Here is an 18,828-nt window from a genome sequence, read left to right on the forward strand (position 1 = left end):
ATACAACGGAATTTTAAATGAAAATTTGGAAATCAATCTTATTCACGACCCTACTCTCTTGCGGAGCGGTTGCAGCACCTGTCGAGCTCGATAAGGTTGCGGTCATCGTTAATGACGGCGTGATTCTACAAAGCGACATCAACACGGCGATGAAAACACTGCAAGCCAACGCTCGCCAAAATGGTAACAGCCTCCCCTCCGCAAGTGTGTTGAAAGAGCAAGTGGTCGAGAAGCTGATCATTGACACACTACAAGGCCAAGAGGCCGATCGTATCGGTGTACGTATCGATGATAGCCGTTTAAACCAAGCGATTGCAGAAATCGCACGTAACAATAAACAATCGGTAGAACAGTTAGCGGCTTCCGTTAAAGCAGAAGGATTAAGTTACCCGGAATTTCGCGAACAAATTCGCAAGGAAATCGCTGCATCAGAAGCGCGTAATGCACTTGTGCGTCGACGCATTAATATTCTGCCGGCTGAAGTAGATAACCTTGCGGAACAACTGTCAAAAGAAACCAATGCAACGGTTCAATACAAAATAGCCCATATTCAGCTGCGCTTCTCTGACGACAAAGAAAAATCTGCTGTAGAAGCAGAAGCAAAAGAGCTCGCGAAAAAGCTCAATGAAGGTGCGGATTTTACTGAAATGGCGTATACCTACTCGAAAGGCCCAAAAGCACTGCAAGGTGGCGACTGGGGCTGGATGCGTAAGGAAGAGATGCCCACCATCTTTGCCGACCAAATCAACATGCAGAATAAAGGCAGCATCATCGGCCCATTCCGCAGCGGTGTCGGCTTCCATATCCTAAAAATTGACGATGTGAAAGGTTTGGAAACGGTAGCAGTCACCGAAGTCAACGCTCGCCACATTTTGATCAAGCCAACGGTCATTTTAAGTGATGAAGGGGCGAAGAAGCAGTTAAACGAATTTATACGTCGCCTCAACGCAGGTGAAGCAACCTTTGCTCAACTTGCCTCTCAGTACAGCCAAGATCCAGGTTCAGCAGCGCAAGATGGAGAGCTTGGTTACCAAACGCCTGATCTTTATGTGCCAGAATTTAAGCATCAAGTAGAAACGTTGTCGGAAGGCACAATCAGTGAACCGTTCAAAACCGTTCATGGTTGGCATATCGTAGAAGTGTTGGATCGCCGTCAAGTCGACCGAACCAACTCGGCGATGAAAAATAAGGCTTACCGTATGCTCTTTAACCGTAAATTTAATGAAGAAGCCGGAGCATGGGTACAGGAGTTACGCGCCAGTGCGTTTGTTGAAATCGTGGATGACAACAATGACAACTAATTCAATTCGAAGAATTGTCGTGACCGCAGGCGAACCTGCGGGAATCGGCCCCGACTTAGTGCTTGCCCTATCTAAGGAAGACTGGGCACACCAAATTGTCGTCTGTGCAGATAAAAGCATGCTCATGGAACGTGCCAAAATACTGGGTATTGATGTCCAACTCTCTGATTACAATGCAGAAGAAGAACCGAAAGCGCAAAAAGCGGGCACACTTATCGTTGATCATGTTCAGATAGCGGAAGATACAGTTGCGGGACAACTCAATGAAGCCAACGGCCACTATGTGCTAAAAACGCTAGAAAGAGCCGCTTTGGGCTGTATGAATGATGAATTTGATGCTATTGTCACCGGTCCTGTGCACAAGGGGGTGATTAATCGCGCCGGCGTTGCGTTCAGTGGTCATACTGAATTCTTTGCCGAAAAGTCTAAAACGCCGTTAGTTGTGATGATGCTAGCGACAGAAGGACTGCGTGTCGCGCTTGTTACTACGCATATCCCTTTGGCATATGTGTCAAAAGCCGTCACAGAACAGCGATTAGAAAAAATCATTGAGATTCTTCATAACGACCTCGTAGAAAAGTTTGCCATCGCGCAACCAAACATCTACGTTTGCGGGCTAAACCCCCATGCAGGCGAAGATGGCTGTTTAGGTCATGAAGAGATCACAACCATCACTCCGACACTGGTCAAAATTCGACAAGAAAAAGGGGTCAACCTGATCGGCCCGTTGCCGGCAGATACCATTTTCAATGAAAAGTATTTAAACGATGCTGATGCTGTATTAGGCATGTACCACGACCAAGTTTTGCCCGTATTAAAATACAAAGGCTTTGGTCGCTCCGTTAACATTACTCTTGGTCTACCTTTTATTAGAACATCGGTAGATCATGGTACTGCATTAGATCTTGCAGGGACAGGTCAAGCGGATACAGGAAGTTTCCGAACAGCGCTCACGCATGCGATAGAATTGGTAGAGAAGAAACAATGAGAAATGATGTCCATTTAGGACACAAAGCGCGTAAACGTTTTGGTCAAAACTTCCTGAGCGATCCATACATTATTGATGGTATCGTATCAGCAATTAACCCTAGACCAGGTCAGAACTTGGTTGAGATCGGCCCTGGGCTTGGTGCAATTACCGAACCAGTTGGTCGTGAAGTTGACAAGTTCACCGTTATTGAACTAGACCGCGATCTAGCAGAACGTCTACGCAATAACCCAGAACTGGCAGACAAGCTGACCATTCATGAAGGCGATGCTATGCATTTTGACTTCACTCAACTGGTAAAGCCAAATAATAAGCTACGTATTTTCGGTAACTTGCCATACAACATCTCCACGCCGTTGATGTTCCACTTATTTGAATTCCATAAAGACATTCAAGACATGCACTTTATGCTTCAAAAAGAAGTGGTTAACCGCTTAGCAGCAGGCCCTGGTAGCAAAACTTACGGTCGTCTAACGGTAATGGCTCAGTACTATTGTAAAGTCGTGCCCGTTCTGGAAGTGCCACCGACGGCATTCATACCGCCACCGAAAGTGGACTCAGCGGTTGTGCGCCTAGTCCCATACGAAGAACTGCCATACCCTGCAAAAGATCTACGCTTGTTAGATCGCGTTTGCCGAGAAGGCTTTAACCAACGTCGTAAGACGATTCGCAACTGCTATAAATCCCTATTAAGCACAGAAGTGTTAGAAGAACTGGGCATCAACCCAAGCATGCGTCCAGAGAACCTGACACTGCAACAATTCGTCGCTATGGCGAACTGGCTCGCGGACAACCCGCAACAAAAGTAACTCATAATAATAAGCCAACCCCCTCCGGCTTGGCTTATTGCTTAGTTTATCGAGGAGTGCACATGGACGTCATTCAGCCTTGTATCAAAATTCAAGTTCACACCAAATATATTAAAGAACAGTCCAACCCTGAGCTACAACGCTACGTTTTCGCTTACATCATCACCATCAAAAACCTCAGTCAGCAAACCGTACAACTGGTTAGTCGTCACTGGCTGATCTCAGACTCTAACGGTAAACAAATGACCGTAGAAGGCGAAGGTGTGGTGGGCCAGCAACCCTTTATTCCAGGCAATGATGAATACACTTACAGCAGCGGAACAGCGCTAGAAACCCCAGTCGGGGTGATGCAAGGACACTACAAAATGCTGGATGAGCAAGGGCAAGAGTTCATCACCGAAATTGAACCGTTTCGTATGGCTGTTCCAAACGTATTAAATTAATAAGATTGGAGAATCAGTGGCTACTTATATTGTTGGTGACATCCAAGGTTGCTTTGATGAACTGCAGCAACTGTTAAAACAAGTATCTTTCTCCGCGAAAAATGACCAGCTTTGGCTCGCTGGCGATCTGGTCGCTAGAGGCCCAAAGTCACTTGAAACTTTACGTTTCGTCAAAGCATTAGGCGACAGTGCTCAAGTCGTTCTCGGTAACCATGATCTGCACCTACTCTCCGTGGCTCATGGGTTTAAAAAACTCAAAGACAAAGACAAAACAGCGCCTATTTTCTCCGCACCGGACAAGGAAGAATTACTGGCTTGGTTAGCTCGGCAACCGCTTTTAGCTGAGCATGATGACTTTGTGATGTGTCACGCTGGCATTTCTCCTCAGTGGGACTTAATAACCGCTCGAGAATGTGCACGTGAAGTCGAAAAGATAATCCAAAGCAGTAACTTGCCTTGGCTACTTAAGAATATGTACAGCAACCAACCTAATTATTGGGATCATTCTCTGCAGGGGCTGGATAGATACCGCTACATCATCAATGCCTTTACACGGATGCGTTTCTGTTATCTAGACGGCCGTTTAGACATGGAATGCAAGTTACCACCGCAACAGGTTTCGGATAACGAGCTGATCCCATGGTTTGATGTTCCTCAGCGAATTCACTTAAATAAAGCGGTGCTATTTGGTCACTGGGCTGCGCTACAAGGTCATATAGATGATGAGTTCATAGGTTTAGATACAGGCTGTGTGTGGGGCGGAAACCTGACCATGATCCGTTGGGAAGATAAGAAAATCTTTACTCAAGAAGCACTAAATTAATAATGAGCGCTTTCGATAAACAAAAGCACCGTATTCGCGGTGCTTTTTTGTTATATCCGATGATTTTTCTGACTATTGCTTTTCTAACACAGTAAAACGCATGTTGTAGGCGTTCTTCTCATCCGCTTGATACGTTTCTGAGTAGGTTTCCTTAAACTTATCTCCCCAGTCAGGGAACTGAGTATCACCATCAATAGCTGCCTCAATGTGTGTTACATACAGTTTATTGGCCATCGACAAACAAGCTGCGTAAATCGCCCCACCACCAATGATCATCACTTCTTCCACGTCACCAGCCACTTCCAGAGCTTGCTCAATCGATGTTACGGTAGTGACGCCTTCGATCTTTAGTGTCTCATCACGGCTGATAACAATATTCAAGCGACCAGGTAAAGGGCGACCAATAGACTCATAGGTTTTGCGTCCCATCACAACCGGTTTTCCCATGGTACAACGCTTAAACCAAGCGAAATCGGCTGGAAGATGCCAAGGCATTTGATTGTCTTTGCCAATGATGCGATTGTCGGCCATCGCGGCAATCATACTAATGATCATGTTAGGTCCTTATACAATAGGTCTGCGGCGATAGAATAACAGTCCTGGAACAGCAAGACCAACGGCTAAACCTGCAATAATAAACATGGCTTTAAGAAAATTTTCCATGCAAGTCGCGACAAGCTCTGGAGAGTAACCTAGGTGGTTTATTTCAACCATCGCTATCATCGCTTTGTAAGCAAACACACCAGGCACCATTGGGATCAATGCTGCGACGGTAAAGACTTTTGGGTGTGCAAGGAAGCGATGAGACCAATACACGCCGATCATTCCAACTAACGTCGCGGCAAAAAAGGTCGCCCACTCAATAGGAATACCAAACTGCATCATCAAATAACGGCTGCCGTGCCCAATCGCGCCGCCAACAGCGCAATACACTAAAGCTCTTTGTGGCACGTTAAAAACCAGCGCAAATCCAACCGCGGGAATCGCAGCAAAAAGCATGTCATTCAACAGGCCAAGCATCAAATCAAACAAGCTCATTAGACTGCCCACCCCCAAATTCCAGTAACACTCATCGCAGCAACGATGCCCAAACACGTCGCCAACGTCAGTAAGCTGGCCATGACAAAACGTGCGATACCCATGTTAATATGTCCTTTGAGCATGTCCGCGACTGCGTTGATTAATGGAAAGCCAGGAACCAGCATCAAGACTGAAGATGCCATCGCCACTGTAGGTAAATTACCAATTTCATAAATCACCGCTTGTGCCGAAATTAAGGTGGTGACAAACGCGGTCGCTGCAAAGTTGAGCAAAGGATTGAAATGACGATGGCCGATCTCCTGACGAACAACCATTCCGCCAGCAGACGCGAAGAAAGTCATGATGAACACGCCCCAATCGCCACCAGCTAAATGACTGAATGCGGCACATGATAATCCAATCATGAATACGACCAACCAGCGGTTATAGCGCTCCGGACTGATAGTGTTGAGTTTTTTCTGCGCCATCGATGCGTCCAATAATCCACGCTCCATCATAATGCAAATACGCTGAATTTGAGTAATAACGCGCATATTTATGCCGCGGTCGGCACAACTTCGCGTGGTCGTAATACAGTGATCATCCATTACAGTCGTAACGACTAAAGCATTCGCTGACAAAGCGACAGCCACTTCATTAACGCCACAAGCCAAGCCAATACGACGCATAATATCGCTGACCAGTGTACTTTCGGCACCATGCGCCAAGAGCATTTGTCCGGCTTGTGCCACAAGGCGAGAAATGGATCGTTGATTTGACACCACCAACTCTTCTGCCTGTATTATTTCTAGTGTCATAGATACGTCTAATTCCTTTTAGGGTCTACATTACCCATAATTGTGCCGTAAATCACACCATCGAATTATGATTAGATACAAAAAAAGCCGCAATATCTATTGCGGCTTAATGAATTATATCCAAACAGGCATTATTTTATGGTAACGATTAGTCACGAACATAGACAACATGACCGTCATCTTCTTCATCATCCCAGTCATCATCATCGTCAACATCGTCAACATCGTCATCTTCGGTAATAACGTTTTTGCCTGCCATTGCATCTTTATGGTAGTCATCCCACATAAAGTTAACTTTGTCTTCTTCAGCAACTTCTTCTTCTTCACGAGGAAGGTTATCCATAAAGTCTGCCAATTTGTAGCAGAGCTCTTTAGTGCCCTTACGAGTGAGTGCCGAAATCTTAAAGTACTCGTCTTCCCAGCCTAGCGCGTCTAAGATCTCTTGGATCTGCTCATTCGCTTCTTCTTCAGGCATGAGATCAACTTTGTTGAATACTAACCAACGTGGTTTGCTTGCTAGTTTTTCGCTGTACTGCTCTAGCTCATCAATGATCGTGAGTGCATTCTTTACCGGATCTGACTGATCTATCGGCATGATATCAATCATATGCAGTAATACACGGCAACGTTCGAGGTGCTTCAAGAAACGAATACCTAGACCAGCGCCATCGGCAGCACCCTCTATTAAACCAGGGATATCAGCGACAACAAAGCTTTTCTCTGGAACAACACTAACCACACCTAAGCTTGGGATCAGCGTTGTAAATGGGTAATCAGCAACTTTTGGCTTTGCTGCAGAAACGGCACGAATAAACGTCGATTTGCCCGCATTCGGCAAGCCCAACATACCAACGTCAGCAAGTAGCAGCAACTCAAGACGAATTTCACGCACTTCACCTTTCGTCCCCAAAGTTCTCTGACGAGGCGCTCGGTTTACTGAAGACTTGAAACGTGTATTCCCAAGACCGTGCCAACCGCCTTTAGCGATCATCACTTTCTTGCCGTGTTCTGCTACTTCAGCAACAATTTCATTCGTGTGAATATCGACAGCACGAGTACCGACTGGAACGCGTAACACAATATCTTTACCACGTTTACCAGTACAGTTTCCGCCACGACCGTTTTCCCCACGCTCCGCTTCATAGAAGCGCTGAAAACGGTAATCAATCAAAGTATTTAGGTTTTCATCAGCTTGGATGTAAACATCACCACCATCACCACCATCACCACCATCAGGACCACCTTTAGTGATGAATTTTTCACGCCAGAAACTTATAACGCCACTACCGCCGTCACCAGCCTGAACTTTTACTACCGCTTCATCTACGAACTTCATCTTTTACTCCGACTACTTCGTGCGTGGATTAAATCTACCTTGTCATCCGACAATCTTAGCAGATGACAGATCTAAGCTACCTACTCGAACACTTAATTCCGTGAAAGGCGAGAAACTTCGATATGTCGACTGCCATAAATAAAAAACCCCGCCAATTCGGCAGGGCTTTTGAATTCAGCTTAAAGCTATTAAGTAACTTAGTTAAATACTAATTACTCAGCTTCGATACTAACAAACTTACGGTTCTTAGGACCTTTCACTTCGAACTTCACTTTGCCTTCAGCAAGAGCGAATAGAGTGTGGTCTTTACCGATACCTACATTGTTACCAGCGTGGAATTTAGTACCACGTTGACGCACGATGATGTTACCTGCTAGTACAGATTCACCACCGAAACGCTTAACACCAAGGCGTTTGCTTTCTGAATCGCGGCCGTTACGAGTAGAACCACCAGCTTTTTTGTGTGCCATTGTTAAACTCTCCTAATAGATTAAGCGTTGATACCAGTGATCTTCACTTCAGTGAACCACTGACGGTGACCTTGTTGCTTACGAGAGTGCTTACGACGACGGAACTTAACGACTTTAATTTTATCGCCACGACCGTGTTGTACAACTTCAGCAACAACTTTGCCGCCCTCTAGAAGAGGAGCACCAACTTTGATGTCTTCGCCGTTAGCAACAAGAAGAACTTTATCAAATTCTACAGTTGCACCAGTTTCAACGTCTAATTTCTCTAAACGAAGAGTTTGACCTTCGCTTACACGGTGTTGTTTACCACCAGATTGGAAAACAGCGTACATATTTTACTCCGCTTTTTCCGCACAGCCTTTCTTGAGGGTGTGCGCTTAACTAATCATCAATAGGGCGCAGATTCTACAGAATAGACGTTCCCATGACAAGCCATATTTTTAAAAAGTTGGCGAAAAGCTAATCGCCAAACAAAAGTGCGGCAATCATGCCCTTTAGTAATGTATTAATCAACGTTTTTTAGTGTATTATCCCACAATTATATAAATCGAATAAGCCTTGCAGGGTCTAACTTCAGCCGGATATACGATGGATTTTAAAACTATCCAAGCGCTTACTGCCGATGACATGGCAAAAGTGAATGAAACAATTCAAGCCCAACTAAATTCTGATGTCTCTTTAATCAACCAACTCGGTTTCTACATCGTGAGTGGTGGAGGCAAGCGTTTAAGACCGCTACTCGCGATACTGTCTGCCCGCGCACTTGGTTACCAAGGCAGCGGTCATACAATGGCAGCAGCGTTTATTGAGTTCATCCATACAGCAACTTTGCTGCATGATGATGTCGTAGACGAATCAGATATGCGCCGCGGTAAAGCAACAGCAAATGCAGCCTTTGGCAATGCTGCGAGCGTACTCGTTGGGGACTTTATCTATACTCGTTCATTCCAAATGATGACCGAGTTAGGATCAATGAAGATCCTTAAACTTATGAGCAACGCCGTCAACGTGATCGCAGAAGGTGAAGTGCAGCAATTAATGAACTGCAATAACCCTGACACGACAGAAGAAAGTTACATGCAAGTCATCTACTCAAAGACGGCACGCTTATTTGAATCCGCCACTCAGATTGGCGCAATCTTAAACAGTGCACCAGAACATGTAGAAATCTCGATGCAGAATTACGGTAAGTATCTTGGCACCGCCTTTCAGCTTATTGATGATGTGATGGACTATGCGTCTGATGATGACGACATGGGCAAAAATGCTGGTGACGATTTAGCGGAAGGTAAACCAACCCTGCCTTTGCTTCATGCGATGCGTAACACCACGCCAGAAAATTCTCTCATGATTCGTGAAGCAATTGAAAAAGCCAATGGTATGGATCGTTTGGAAGACATTCTTGCGGTCATGAAAGAGGCTGGCTCTTTGGAGTACACAACGCAGAGAGCGTTAGAAGAAGCAGACAAAGCCATCGCGGAGCTGGATGTTCTGCCTGAGTCTGAATACAAACAAGCACTGATTACTTTGGCCCACGTCGCGGTAAGACGCACGAAATAACTTGTGTGCCTAGTAAACAAAAAAGGAAGAGTAACTCTTCCTTTTTTGTTTCAGTATCACTCTAGTAGTACCTATCAGAGCTACCATGTAATTGTGGGTCATCCTCAATTTCATCAAAACTGACGGCTACCTGCTGATCAGAGCCTTGTTTCGACAACAATACAGTCTCCGCTTCGTAGTCCACAACCAGTATCGTCCCTACTCCTTGTTGACACTCAACAACCATGCCTTTACGGATTCGACTTGCTTCCATCATCTTCTCCCTAACAATGTCGTCTTACCAGCTTTTTTACGATTATGGAAAACGAAAGATCAAAAAAACCGATCATTTTGATCGGCTTTCTTTATCGCATATCTTATTAGACGTACTTTTGCTTACTTGGCGAACTCAACACCAATCTTTATGTCGCCATTAAGTGTTTCTAGCATACCGTCTAGTGCAGACTTTTCGTAGTCACTCAACTTACCGTAGCTTAAGACTTCTTCTACACCTTCTTTACCTAGTTTCACAGGTTGCGCGAAGTAAGTCGCATGCTCACTACCACCTTCAACGTAAGCGCATTCAACCACGCCTTCTTCACCGTGTAGAGCACGAACCAGAGACAGACCAAAACGACAAGCGGCTTGGCCCATAGATAGCGTTGCACTACCACCACCCGCTTTCGCTTCTACCACTTCAGTACCAGCGTTTTGAATACGTTTCGTTAAGGCTTCTACTTCTTCCGCGGTAAACTCCACACCTTCCACTTGAGACAGTAGAGGTAAGATCGTTACGCCAGAGTGACCACCAATAACAGGTACGCGAATGTCACCTGGATCTTTGTCTTTTAGCTCAGCAACGAAGGTTTCTGAACGGATAACGTCTAGTGTCGTAATACCAAACAGACGACGTTTGTCGTAAACGCCCGCTTTTTTTAGTACTTCAGCGGCGATCGGTACCGTTGTGTTTACAGGATTAGTGATGATACCCACACAGGCTTTCGGACAAACAACCGCAATCTTCTCAGCTAAAGATTTAACGATGCCCGCATTTACATTAAATAGATCCGCACGATCCATACCAGGCTTACGCGCAACACCGGCAGAAATGAGCACTACGTCAGCCCCTTCTAATGCGGGCGTTGGATCTTCACCAGCGTAACCTTTGATAGAAACGGGCGTCGGGATGTGACTAAGATCGGCAGCCACACCTGGGGTTACTGGAGCAATATCATATAGGGCTAAATCAGAACCAGCAGGAAGACGGTTCTTAAGTAGAAGGGCCAGGGCCTGACCGATGCCGCCAGCGGCACCAATAACGGCTACTTTCATGTAGTTCTCCTTGAGAGTATTTCTCTTATAAACGTATTCGTAGGGTAGTTTGTAACCAACTGAAATAAAGCTATCGGAATCACAACTTGATTACAATCAATTAACGCCAGCTTTGCGACCTCGCGCAACTCGCTGATGTCGTACGACAAATGGCACTTGGATTATTCTTTTATTATGTTGAAATGGAAAGAAATTCAGCTGAATAACATGAGAAGCTGTAACTACATTTGAAGGATATCATTCCATTCATGATTTACAGCGATATAACTAACATAATGTCGGGACTTTTTGGCACTTTATGAATATATATGCGAGAATATGCAAAATTGCTGACCCGTAATAAGAGACTTATAATGACTATGCGCAATTCAGAAAAACAAGACCACTTGGTCCGCGCCTTTAAAGCCCTACTAAAAGAAGAAAGCTTTGGCTCACAAGGTGAAATTGTTGATGCTCTAAAACACCAAGGGTTTGAGAGCATTAACCAATCTAAAGTTTCTCGTATGCTGACGAAGTTCGGTGCTGTCCGTACGCGTAATGCGAAAATGGAAATGGTGTATTGCCTGCCAGCAGAATTGGGCGTTCCAACGGTAAGCAGTTCTCTACGTGAACTGGTTTTAGATATCGATCATAACGCAGCATTAGTGGTTATCCACACAGGCCCAGGTGCCGCACAGCTGATCGCTCGTTTACTCGACTCATTAGGTAAATCTGAAGGTATTCTCGGTGTTGTGGCTGGTGATGATACCATTTTCATTACCCCTACGATGCCAATCACTACAGAACAATTATTCAACTCTGTCTGTGAGTTGTTCGAATACACAGGCTAAGCCAGTTAAGTTAATATCTTTTATGGGGCTATGAAAGTAATCACACTTTGTAGCCCATGAATTATGTAAATTTTTTGCTTAAGGTGGTCACTATCTAACCTGCACTTGTGTGATTAACATCACGCAATTGATTTTTTCCACTTTGGCCCCCAACGATACTTAAGTAACTGTTTAAAAACAATTAAAATAAAAACCCAACATTATCCCCCATCGCAAGCTTCAGACTTATCAACTATAACATTTAACAAATGGATAATTTTCTGCCAATTTTTTGTTATGATTCGCTCGCTTTTTCAAACAATTGGATTGGAAAAGATGCCGTTTCCAAAGAGGAAACTCCAGAAGTGATTTATGGTTATTTCCGGGTAAATAATGAATATAAGGAAGGGAAATTCATGGCATTTAACAAGCTTCTCAAAGTAGGCGCTATCGCCGCAGCTGTAATGGGTACAGGCGCAGTTAACGCTCAAGAGTTTATTACTATCGGTACTGGCTCTGTTACAGGTGTTTACTACCCTACTGGTGGTGCTATCTGTAAGTTAGTCAATAAAGGTCGTAAAGAACACAACATCCGTTGCTCAGTAGAATCGACTGGCGGCTCCATTTACAACGTTAATACTATGCGTGCTGGCGAACTAGATTTTGGTGTCGTGCAATCGGACTGGCAATACCATGGTTATAACGGTACGAGTAAGTTTGCGGAACAAGGCCCGTACAAAAAACTGCGTGCCATGTTCTCTCTTCATACAGAACCTTTCAACATCATCGCACGCACTGATTCAGGCATTGAGAACGTGGAAGACCTTAAAGGCAAACGTGTAAACATCGGTAACCCTGGCTCTGGTGACCGTGCAACCATGGGCGTTGTCATGCAAGCAATGGGCTGGACCAACGACAGCTTTAAACTTGCTTCAGAACTAAAAGGATCTGAACGCTCTCAAGCACTTTGTGACAACAAAATTGACGCGTTCATATACATGGTGGGTCACCCGAATGGTTCCATTAAAGAGGCAACCACCTCTTGTGATGCTAAGTTAGTTTCTGCTACTGGACCAAAAATCGATAAAATTGTTGCAGATAACCCTTATTACGCGTTCAGCACAGTACCTGCAGACATGTACCGCGGCACAGACAAAGACGTGAACAGCTTTGGTGTAGCGGCAACAATGATAACAACAGCTGATGTTTCAGATGACGTGGCATACAATGTAGCAAAAGCAGTATTCGAAAACTTCGATACGTTCAAACGCCTACACCCGGCATTTGCAAGCCTGAAAAAAGAAGACATGGTGAAAGCAGGTCTTTCAATTCCTCTTCACCCAGGTGCGGAAAAGTACTACAAAGAAATGGGCCTAATTAAGTAACGCCCACAGCCCCAAATTCAGGCAGAAACAGATGGTTTTCTGCCTGTTTTAACATCCAATTTGTAGCCAGTTATGGCAGCACGCTTTCATTCGTCAGTTTTCCTCTGAGAATTGAGAGCTCATACCCAAGAAAAACGTTTACGCCGCCAATCAGAGTTTCTCGTTAATCAACACTTTGAGTTCAGGCAGCAAATACTCGAAAGCAAGCTTCGCTCCGTTCACTACACTGATAGAGGCGAAGTGTGGTTCTCGATAAAAATCCGACAGGACCATCAATAATAAGGAAAAAGTACATGGCGACGAATCAAACTCCGTCACAAGATGTGCAAGAAATGGTGGCTCAGGCAGATACAGGTGCACGCAGCCCATCGGGTATGCAAGGGCGAATCCTCTGGTTTGTTCCTCTGTGTTGGTCACTATTTCAATTATGGTACGCTTCCCCGCTACCATTTATTTTTAATTTCGGCGTACTGAACGATACTGAAGCGCGATCAATTCATTTAACTTTCGCGATCTTTTTAGCTTTCACCGCTTACCCCGCACTGAAGAATTCTCCACGCGATAATATCCCGCTCGTCGACTGGGTGCTCGCTCTGGCTGGTAGCTTTTCTGCGGCCTATATTTACCTTTTCTATACTGAGCTTGCTGGACGCTCTGGCGCGCCAACCACTGCGGACATTGTTGTAGCCGTTATTGGTATGGTGCTCCTTTTAGAAGCCACACGCCGTGCTCTCGGGCCCCCTCTCATGGTGGTGGCTGCGGTATTCCTCACTTACACCTTTGCAGGCCCTTACATGCCCGATGTCATTGCACACAAAGGGGCAAGCTTAAACAAAGCGATGTCGCATTTGTGGCTGACGACGGAAGGGGTATTTGGTGTCGCATTAGGCGTATCGACCTCCTTCGTGTTCCTATTCGTACTGTTTGGTGCAATGCTCGAGCGTGCGGGTGCTGGCGCTTACTTTATTAAGGTTGCCTTTTCCCTACTCGGTCATATGAAGGGAGGACCAGCCAAAGCTGCGGTTGTTGCATCAGGATTATCAGGACTGGTTTCAGGCTCTTCTATCGCCAACGTCGTCACTACTGGTACCTTTACTATTCCATTGATGAAGCGAGTTGGCTTTCCGGGAACCAAAGCGGGTGCGGTCGAAGTTGCAGCTTCAACTAATGGGCAGTTAACACCACCCATAATGGGAGCCGCCGCGTTTTTGATGGTGGAGTACGTCGGTATCTCTTATGTTGAAGTCATCAAAGCGGCACTACTTCCCGCTCTGATTTCTTACATCGCTTTGATTTACATTGTTCACCTTGAAGCATGTAAAGCAGGCATGACGGGGCTTCCTCGTCGCCACACTCCTACACTGGTACAAAGTCTGTTGTCATTTACAGGCACCATCTTAGGACTGGGTGTGCTCAGTGCGCTGGTTTATTACGGTGTTGGCTGGACCAAAGATGTCTTTGGTGATGCCGCAACGCCAATCGTCACGGTCGCTCTACTCATCGCTTATGTGGGCTTGGTCAAGATCTCGGCAAATCACGCAAAAGATGGTGCAATTGAGATTGATGCAGAGCTAACAGAAGTGCCCGATCCAGGTCCTACTGTAAAATCTGGCCTGCACTTTCTACTCCCAATCGTGGTACTTGTATGGTGCTTAACCGTTGAACGATTCTCACCGGGCTTATCGGCATTCTGGGCAACGGTGTTCATGATTTTCATTTTGCTAACTCAGCGTCCATTAATTGCGCTGCTCTCAAAGCAGGGCGACATGGTTGAACAAACCAAAAATGGTTTTGTTGATCTCGTCGAAAGTTTGGTGTCTGGTGCTCGTAATATGATTGGTATTGGTGTCGCAACAGCGGCAGCTGGTACCGTCGTTGGTGTAGTAACACTAACCGGCATCGGTTTGGTTATGACGGATTTTGTTGAGTTCATTTCCGGCGGTAGCATTATTCTCATGCTTCTTTTTACTGCGATTATCAGTTTAATCCTCGGAATGGGTCTACCTACCACGGCAAACTACATCGTCGTATCTACGCTCATGGCTCCCGTTATCGTCACCCTTGGTGCTGCGCATGGTCTGATCATCCCGCTCATTGCCGTCCATTTATTCGTGTTCTATTTCGGTATCTTGGCTGACGATACCCCTCCTGTGGGTTTAGCCGCGTTTGCCGCAGCAGCGATAGCAAAATCGGACCCAATCCGCACTGGTATCCAAGGCTTTACCTACGATATTCGAACCGCGATTTTGCCATTTATGTTCGTGTTCAATACCCAATTACTCTTAATGGGAATTGACTCTTGGTGGCACTTAGCGCTGACGATTATTTCTTCCATTATCGCTATGCTGATTTTCTCTGCTGCAACGCAGGGATGGTGGTTTACACGTAACAAATGGTGGGAAACGATCCTATTATTAGTTCTGACATTTTCATTCTTCCGTCCAGGCTTCTGGTGGGACATGTTGTACCCAGCGAAAGTTCTTTCTCCTGGGGTTGAGATAGCTCAAATCACGGACAACCTAAATGTAGGAGAATCCATAGAGCTACGTGTTGGCGGTGAGAACTTAGAGGGTGACTATATCGAGAAAACGGTGCGCCTCCCGTTTGATGATGACGCCACGACAGCGGAAGAACGCATTTCTTCAATGGGTCTAATGCTGACCGAAAGCGACAACAAAATGATTGTCGATATGGTCGAGTTTGGTAGCCCGGCAGAGTCTGCAGGTATCGACTTTGACTGGGAGATCAAGTGGGTAATACAAGATGCCGCTCGTCCAATGAAAGAATGGGTATTTGTACCGTGCTTAATGATTTTGCTGGTACTTGCCATGAACCAAAAACGTCGTGCTCGCAAGGAACAACTGAGCGCATAATCGATTTGGCCCCGAGGATAAGGGGCCTTAATGAGAGACATTGAATGTACAAACAAATTCTTGTTCCGGTTGATCTAAATGACCAAGGCTTTTCGGACCGAGCTGTTGAGCTGGCCGTTTGGCAGGCTAAGCAAGCGAATGCGGAAATTCATCTGTTGACCGTTTTACCCGGTATTCACATGTCGATGGTCGCGAGCTATTTTCCAAAAGACGCGGCAATGAAAATGAAGCAAGACGTAAAACAGCAACTGAAAACATTCGCCAATGAACACATCGATGAAGATGTTATTTATAAGGTACACGTTGCCGAAGGGAAAGCTTACGCGACAATTCTTGATTATGCGGAGCGTTTAGGGGCGGATCTTATCATCATGCCAAGTCACAAACGCTCGAAAATCAACAAAGTGATGCTTGGCTCGGTCGCCAGTAAAGTAGTGGAATACTCTCCCATCAACGTAATGGTGGTGAAGCCTCAAAACTAATTCTCGTATGAGACAGCTAACTAAAAAGCGCAGAAAAATAACAAGGTTGACGTGAACGTCAACCTTGTTCCCTACGTCTAAAAACCTCATCCGGCAGCGCGAACAAACGCTTGTAACGCTTCACTCGGGTGCGATACTTTAAGCTCATCGAGCACGCCTCTCGCTTCGACTTTACCATCAACAACAAACGCAAAATGACTCGCTATGGCTCTCGCATCACTCAAATGATGCGTGACCATCAAAACCGTGATACACCGCTCATTTGCCAGTCGCTTTACTAACGCCAACATCTCTTCATGTAATACTGGATCCAAAGCAGAAAACGGCTCATCCAACAACCAGATAGGATGCGCCTGTACAAAACATCGCGCTAAAGCAACCCGTTGACGTTGACCGCCAGATAAGTGTTCAGGCAAACGGTCAAGATACTCCATGACTCCCACTTGCTGCGCCGCTTGCTCAACCTGGCGCACTTGATCTGCCGTGAGTTTAAGCCCCGGCTGCAAACCTAAACCAATATTGTCACGCACCGATAAGTGAGCGAACAAATTGTGTTCCTGAAATAACATCGAGAAAGGACGCTGATAAGGCGCGTGGTGAATAATCGATTCACCATCGACGCGAATGTCGCCTTGGTCTGGATGTATAAACCCAGCCACCAAAGCCAGCAACGTCGACTTTCCCGCTCCACTCGGCCCCATCAGCGATACAATCTGACCACGCTCAATGGTTAAGTCAAAACGAAACAGTTCACGTTGGTAGGTATACTGCACATCATCCAACACTAACATTACGCTCTCTCCTTCGTTTTCAATACTTGCTCTATCAGCGCAAAACAGCCCACACTCAACAACAACAAGGTCACCGATACCACCGCTGCCGCTTCCATCTGATAGCTGCCAAGCAACTGGAATAAATACAGAGGTAAGGTGCGGAACTCTTGTCCGCCAAACAATGCGATGGCACTTAAATCGCCAATCGCAAACATAAAGCTAATCGCAAACGCATGTGCGAATGGCTTGCGCAGCGCTTGCCACTCCACCACCTTAAACCGTTGCCAGCCACGCATGCCTAAGCTGGCACATACATACTGATATTGCTGTTCAATGTGCAGCATTGGTTGTGCCAGCGTTTTAATCACATAAGGCAAAGCCATCAAACCATTCACCAAAATCACGACAAAGAACGCCAAGCTAAAAACATCGGTAAATGATCGCAGTAGTAAGAATAACCCGGTGCTAATCACCAAACCTGGCGTGACCAATATAATGGTGCCAATCAACTCAATCTGATCGGCGCGAGTGTTCTTATATTGCAGACGCCAGCGGCGACTGGTAAGCAAAATTGACACGCCTGATGCCACCGCCAATGAGCTTGCGAACAGCGCAACGGTTAACGAGTTACACAACGCAGACCAAAAACGTTCATCAGTTAACACCGTCCAAACCTGTTGATTAATACCACTCAATAACACCATCAATAACGGCGGTATTACCAGTAAAAAGGCACCTATGATCCAAAAGCCATCCCAAGCTTTTGACCACCGATGATCCTTCGTTAAATATTGCTGTACCGATGTGCTGCCAGCGCTGATAGAAACAGGCTTCGTTAACTTCTGCACTCCAATTGCGATCAGTCCACACAACAGCATCTGCCACAGCGCTAACAGCGCTCCGGCTTGCAAATCAAAATCAAACTTAATCGCTTGGTAGATAGCCAATTCAATAGTGGTCGATTTAGGTCCACCACCCAGCGCCATCACCGTCGCAAAACTGGTGAAGCACAACATAAAAACTAACCCGCTGACGTGCGGCAATTGCTGTCTTAACCGCGGCCACTCCACCCAACGAAACTTATTCCAATGACTCATACCTAGATGCGCGCAAAGCTTATGTTGCTCCGCAGGAATGGACTCCAAGGCTTGCAACAGCAAACGCGCCGCGTAAGGTAAATTAAAGAACACATGGGCAAGTAAAATGCCGTTCAAACCGTAAATAGAGAATGGCAGTTTGCTATCGAAACTTTGCAACCACTGCGCCAACAAACCACTGTTGCCATAAATCGCTAAGAGCCCGAAAACGCCAACCAACACCGGCAGAACCAGCGTCGATGCAAACAGCTTAAGCAGTAATGACTTACCCCAAAATTGGCGACGTGAAAGCGCGTGCGCAACTGGAATGGCAAAGCCAACACTGAGCAATGTGGAAAGAAACGCTTGGTAGAAGCTGAACTTGGTGACATGTTGATAGTACGGGTCGTCCCATACCACAGACACATCAAGTGAAGGAGCTTGAACAATCAAAGCACCGAGGGCAGAAATAACAAAGGTCGCGATGATCATCGCGACCTCTAAACCTATTTTTGGAACAGAATTCAAAGGTAAAACCTATCTCATTCAGA

Annotated in this window: 20 protein-coding genes; 10 read left to right on the forward strand and 10 right to left on the reverse strand. The window is 45.7% G+C overall.

Features of this window, described 5'->3' with window-relative positions; genetic code table 11:
- Window positions 1-17: 17 nt before the first annotated feature.
- From surA to apaH, 5 genes are all read left to right on the forward strand, one after another.
- A complete protein-coding gene (surA, locus tag ATG66_RS18100; RefSeq protein WP_098416613.1) occupies window positions 18-1,301 on the forward strand; it encodes a peptidylprolyl isomerase SurA in 1,284 nt (427 codons plus the stop codon).
- Window positions 1,291-2,289: a 4-hydroxythreonine-4-phosphate dehydrogenase PdxA gene (gene pdxA / locus ATG66_RS18105; RefSeq protein ID WP_098417109.1), complete on the forward strand. Its 999-nt coding sequence runs from the start codon at window positions 1,291-1,293 to the stop codon at window positions 2,287-2,289. Before surA ends, pdxA begins: the two co-directional genes overlap by 11 nt.
- Window positions 2,286-3,098 carry a 16S rRNA (adenine(1518)-N(6)/adenine(1519)-N(6))-dimethyltransferase RsmA gene (gene rsmA / locus ATG66_RS18110; protein WP_098416614.1) on the forward strand — a complete coding sequence of 271 codons (813 nt, stop codon included), beginning with the start codon at window positions 2,286-2,288 and terminating at the stop codon, window positions 3,096-3,098. Before pdxA ends, rsmA begins: the two co-directional genes overlap by 4 nt.
- 62 nt (window positions 3,099-3,160) lie before the next feature.
- Window positions 3,161-3,541 (forward strand): Co2+/Mg2+ efflux protein ApaG, encoded by a 381-nt coding sequence (gene apaG, locus ATG66_RS18115; protein ID WP_098416615.1) that lies wholly within the window; start codon window positions 3,161-3,163, stop codon window positions 3,539-3,541.
- Window positions 3,542-3,557: 16 nt separating this feature from the next.
- Complete coding sequence (apaH, locus tag ATG66_RS18120) at window positions 3,558-4,364, forward strand: bis(5'-nucleosyl)-tetraphosphatase (symmetrical) ApaH (protein WP_098416616.1); 807 nt, start codon at window positions 3,558-3,560, stop codon at window positions 4,362-4,364.
- Between the two features lie 72 nt (window positions 4,365-4,436).
- On the opposite strand, the gene folA is transcribed toward apaH, so the two are convergent.
- The 6 genes from folA to rplU all read right to left on the reverse strand — a co-directional run bounded on the left by folA (window position 4,437) and on the right by rplU (window position 8,340).
- On the reverse strand, window positions 4,437-4,919 hold the full coding sequence (gene folA / locus ATG66_RS18125; RefSeq protein WP_098416617.1) for a type 3 dihydrofolate reductase: 483 nt from the start codon (window positions 4,917-4,919) through the stop codon (window positions 4,437-4,439).
- A gap of 9 nt (window positions 4,920-4,928) precedes the next feature.
- Window positions 4,929-5,402: a threonine/serine exporter family protein gene (locus ATG66_RS18130; RefSeq protein WP_179885723.1), complete on the reverse strand. Its 474-nt coding sequence runs from the start codon at window positions 5,400-5,402 to the stop codon at window positions 4,929-4,931.
- Window positions 5,402-6,202, reverse strand: coding sequence for a threonine/serine exporter family protein (locus tag ATG66_RS18135; RefSeq protein WP_098416619.1), 801 nt, complete (start codon window positions 6,200-6,202; stop codon window positions 5,402-5,404). The genes ATG66_RS18130 and ATG66_RS18135 overlap by 1 nt, the downstream gene beginning before the upstream one ends.
- 148 nt (window positions 6,203-6,350) lie before the next feature.
- Window positions 6,351-7,538, reverse strand: coding sequence for an Obg family GTPase CgtA (gene cgtA, locus ATG66_RS18140; protein ID WP_098416620.1), 1,188 nt, complete (start codon window positions 7,536-7,538; stop codon window positions 6,351-6,353).
- A 212-nt stretch (window positions 7,539-7,750) separates the two neighbouring features.
- Window positions 7,751-8,008 carry a 50S ribosomal protein L27 gene (gene rpmA / locus ATG66_RS18145; protein ID WP_076586054.1) on the reverse strand — a complete coding sequence of 86 codons (258 nt, stop codon included), beginning with the start codon at window positions 8,006-8,008 and terminating at the stop codon, window positions 7,751-7,753.
- Between the two features lie 20 nt (window positions 8,009-8,028).
- Window positions 8,029-8,340, reverse strand: coding sequence for a 50S ribosomal protein L21 (rplU, locus tag ATG66_RS18150; RefSeq protein ID WP_098416621.1), 312 nt, complete (start codon window positions 8,338-8,340; stop codon window positions 8,029-8,031).
- 256 nt (window positions 8,341-8,596) lie between these two features.
- Between rplU and ispB the strand changes: the two genes are divergently transcribed.
- Window positions 8,597-9,568: an octaprenyl diphosphate synthase gene (gene ispB / locus ATG66_RS18155; RefSeq protein ID WP_143699720.1), complete on the forward strand. Its 972-nt coding sequence runs from the start codon at window positions 8,597-8,599 to the stop codon at window positions 9,566-9,568.
- A gap of 61 nt (window positions 9,569-9,629) precedes the next feature.
- On the opposite strand, the gene ATG66_RS18160 is transcribed toward ispB, so the two are convergent.
- Together ATG66_RS18160 and mdh are read right to left on the reverse strand one after the other, a co-directional pair.
- On the reverse strand, window positions 9,630-9,821 hold the full coding sequence (locus tag ATG66_RS18160) for a hypothetical protein (protein ID WP_179885751.1): 192 nt from the start codon (window positions 9,819-9,821) through the stop codon (window positions 9,630-9,632).
- A 122-nt stretch (window positions 9,822-9,943) separates the two neighbouring features.
- Window positions 9,944-10,879: a malate dehydrogenase gene (gene mdh / locus ATG66_RS18165; protein WP_098416624.1), complete on the reverse strand. Its 936-nt coding sequence runs from the start codon at window positions 10,877-10,879 to the stop codon at window positions 9,944-9,946.
- A 359-nt stretch (window positions 10,880-11,238) separates the two neighbouring features.
- On the opposite strand from mdh, the gene argR reads away from it, so the two are divergent.
- The 4 genes from argR (at window position 11,239) to ATG66_RS18195 (ending at window position 16,428) form a co-directional block, all read left to right on the forward strand.
- On the forward strand, window positions 11,239-11,709 hold the full coding sequence (argR, locus tag ATG66_RS18170) for a transcriptional regulator ArgR (RefSeq protein ID WP_098417111.1): 471 nt from the start codon (window positions 11,239-11,241) through the stop codon (window positions 11,707-11,709).
- Between the two features lie 395 nt (window positions 11,710-12,104).
- The gene (locus tag ATG66_RS18180) at window positions 12,105-13,073 is read left to right on the forward strand and encodes a TAXI family TRAP transporter solute-binding subunit (RefSeq protein ID WP_098416626.1); all 969 of its coding nucleotides are present in this window, start codon (window positions 12,105-12,107) and stop codon (window positions 13,071-13,073) included.
- A gap of 293 nt (window positions 13,074-13,366) precedes the next feature.
- Window positions 13,367-15,946, forward strand: a complete 2,580-nt coding sequence (locus ATG66_RS18190; protein ID WP_098416627.1) for a TRAP transporter permease — start codon at window positions 13,367-13,369, stop codon at window positions 15,944-15,946.
- Window positions 15,947-15,990: 44 nt separating this feature from the next.
- On the forward strand, window positions 15,991-16,428 hold the full coding sequence (locus ATG66_RS18195) for a universal stress protein (RefSeq protein WP_098416628.1): 438 nt from the start codon (window positions 15,991-15,993) through the stop codon (window positions 16,426-16,428).
- 86 nt (window positions 16,429-16,514) lie between these two features.
- Here ATG66_RS18195 and thiQ read toward each other — a convergent pair whose 3' ends face one another.
- Both thiQ and thiP read right to left on the reverse strand, forming a co-directional pair.
- Entirely contained in the window at window positions 16,515-17,219 is a 705-nt protein-coding gene (gene thiQ / locus ATG66_RS18200; RefSeq protein ID WP_098416629.1) for a thiamine ABC transporter ATP-binding protein, read from the reverse strand.
- Window positions 17,219-18,805, reverse strand: a complete 1,587-nt coding sequence (gene thiP, locus ATG66_RS18205; protein WP_098416630.1) for a thiamine/thiamine pyrophosphate ABC transporter permease ThiP — start codon at window positions 18,803-18,805, stop codon at window positions 17,219-17,221. The genes thiQ and thiP overlap by 1 nt, the downstream gene beginning before the upstream one ends.
- Window positions 18,806-18,828 lie beyond the last annotated feature (23 nt).

Origin of the sequence: Vibrio sp. ES.051 (assembly GCF_002563795.1) — a bacterium.
Classification (GTDB): domain Bacteria; phylum Pseudomonadota; class Gammaproteobacteria; order Enterobacterales; family Vibrionaceae; genus Vibrio.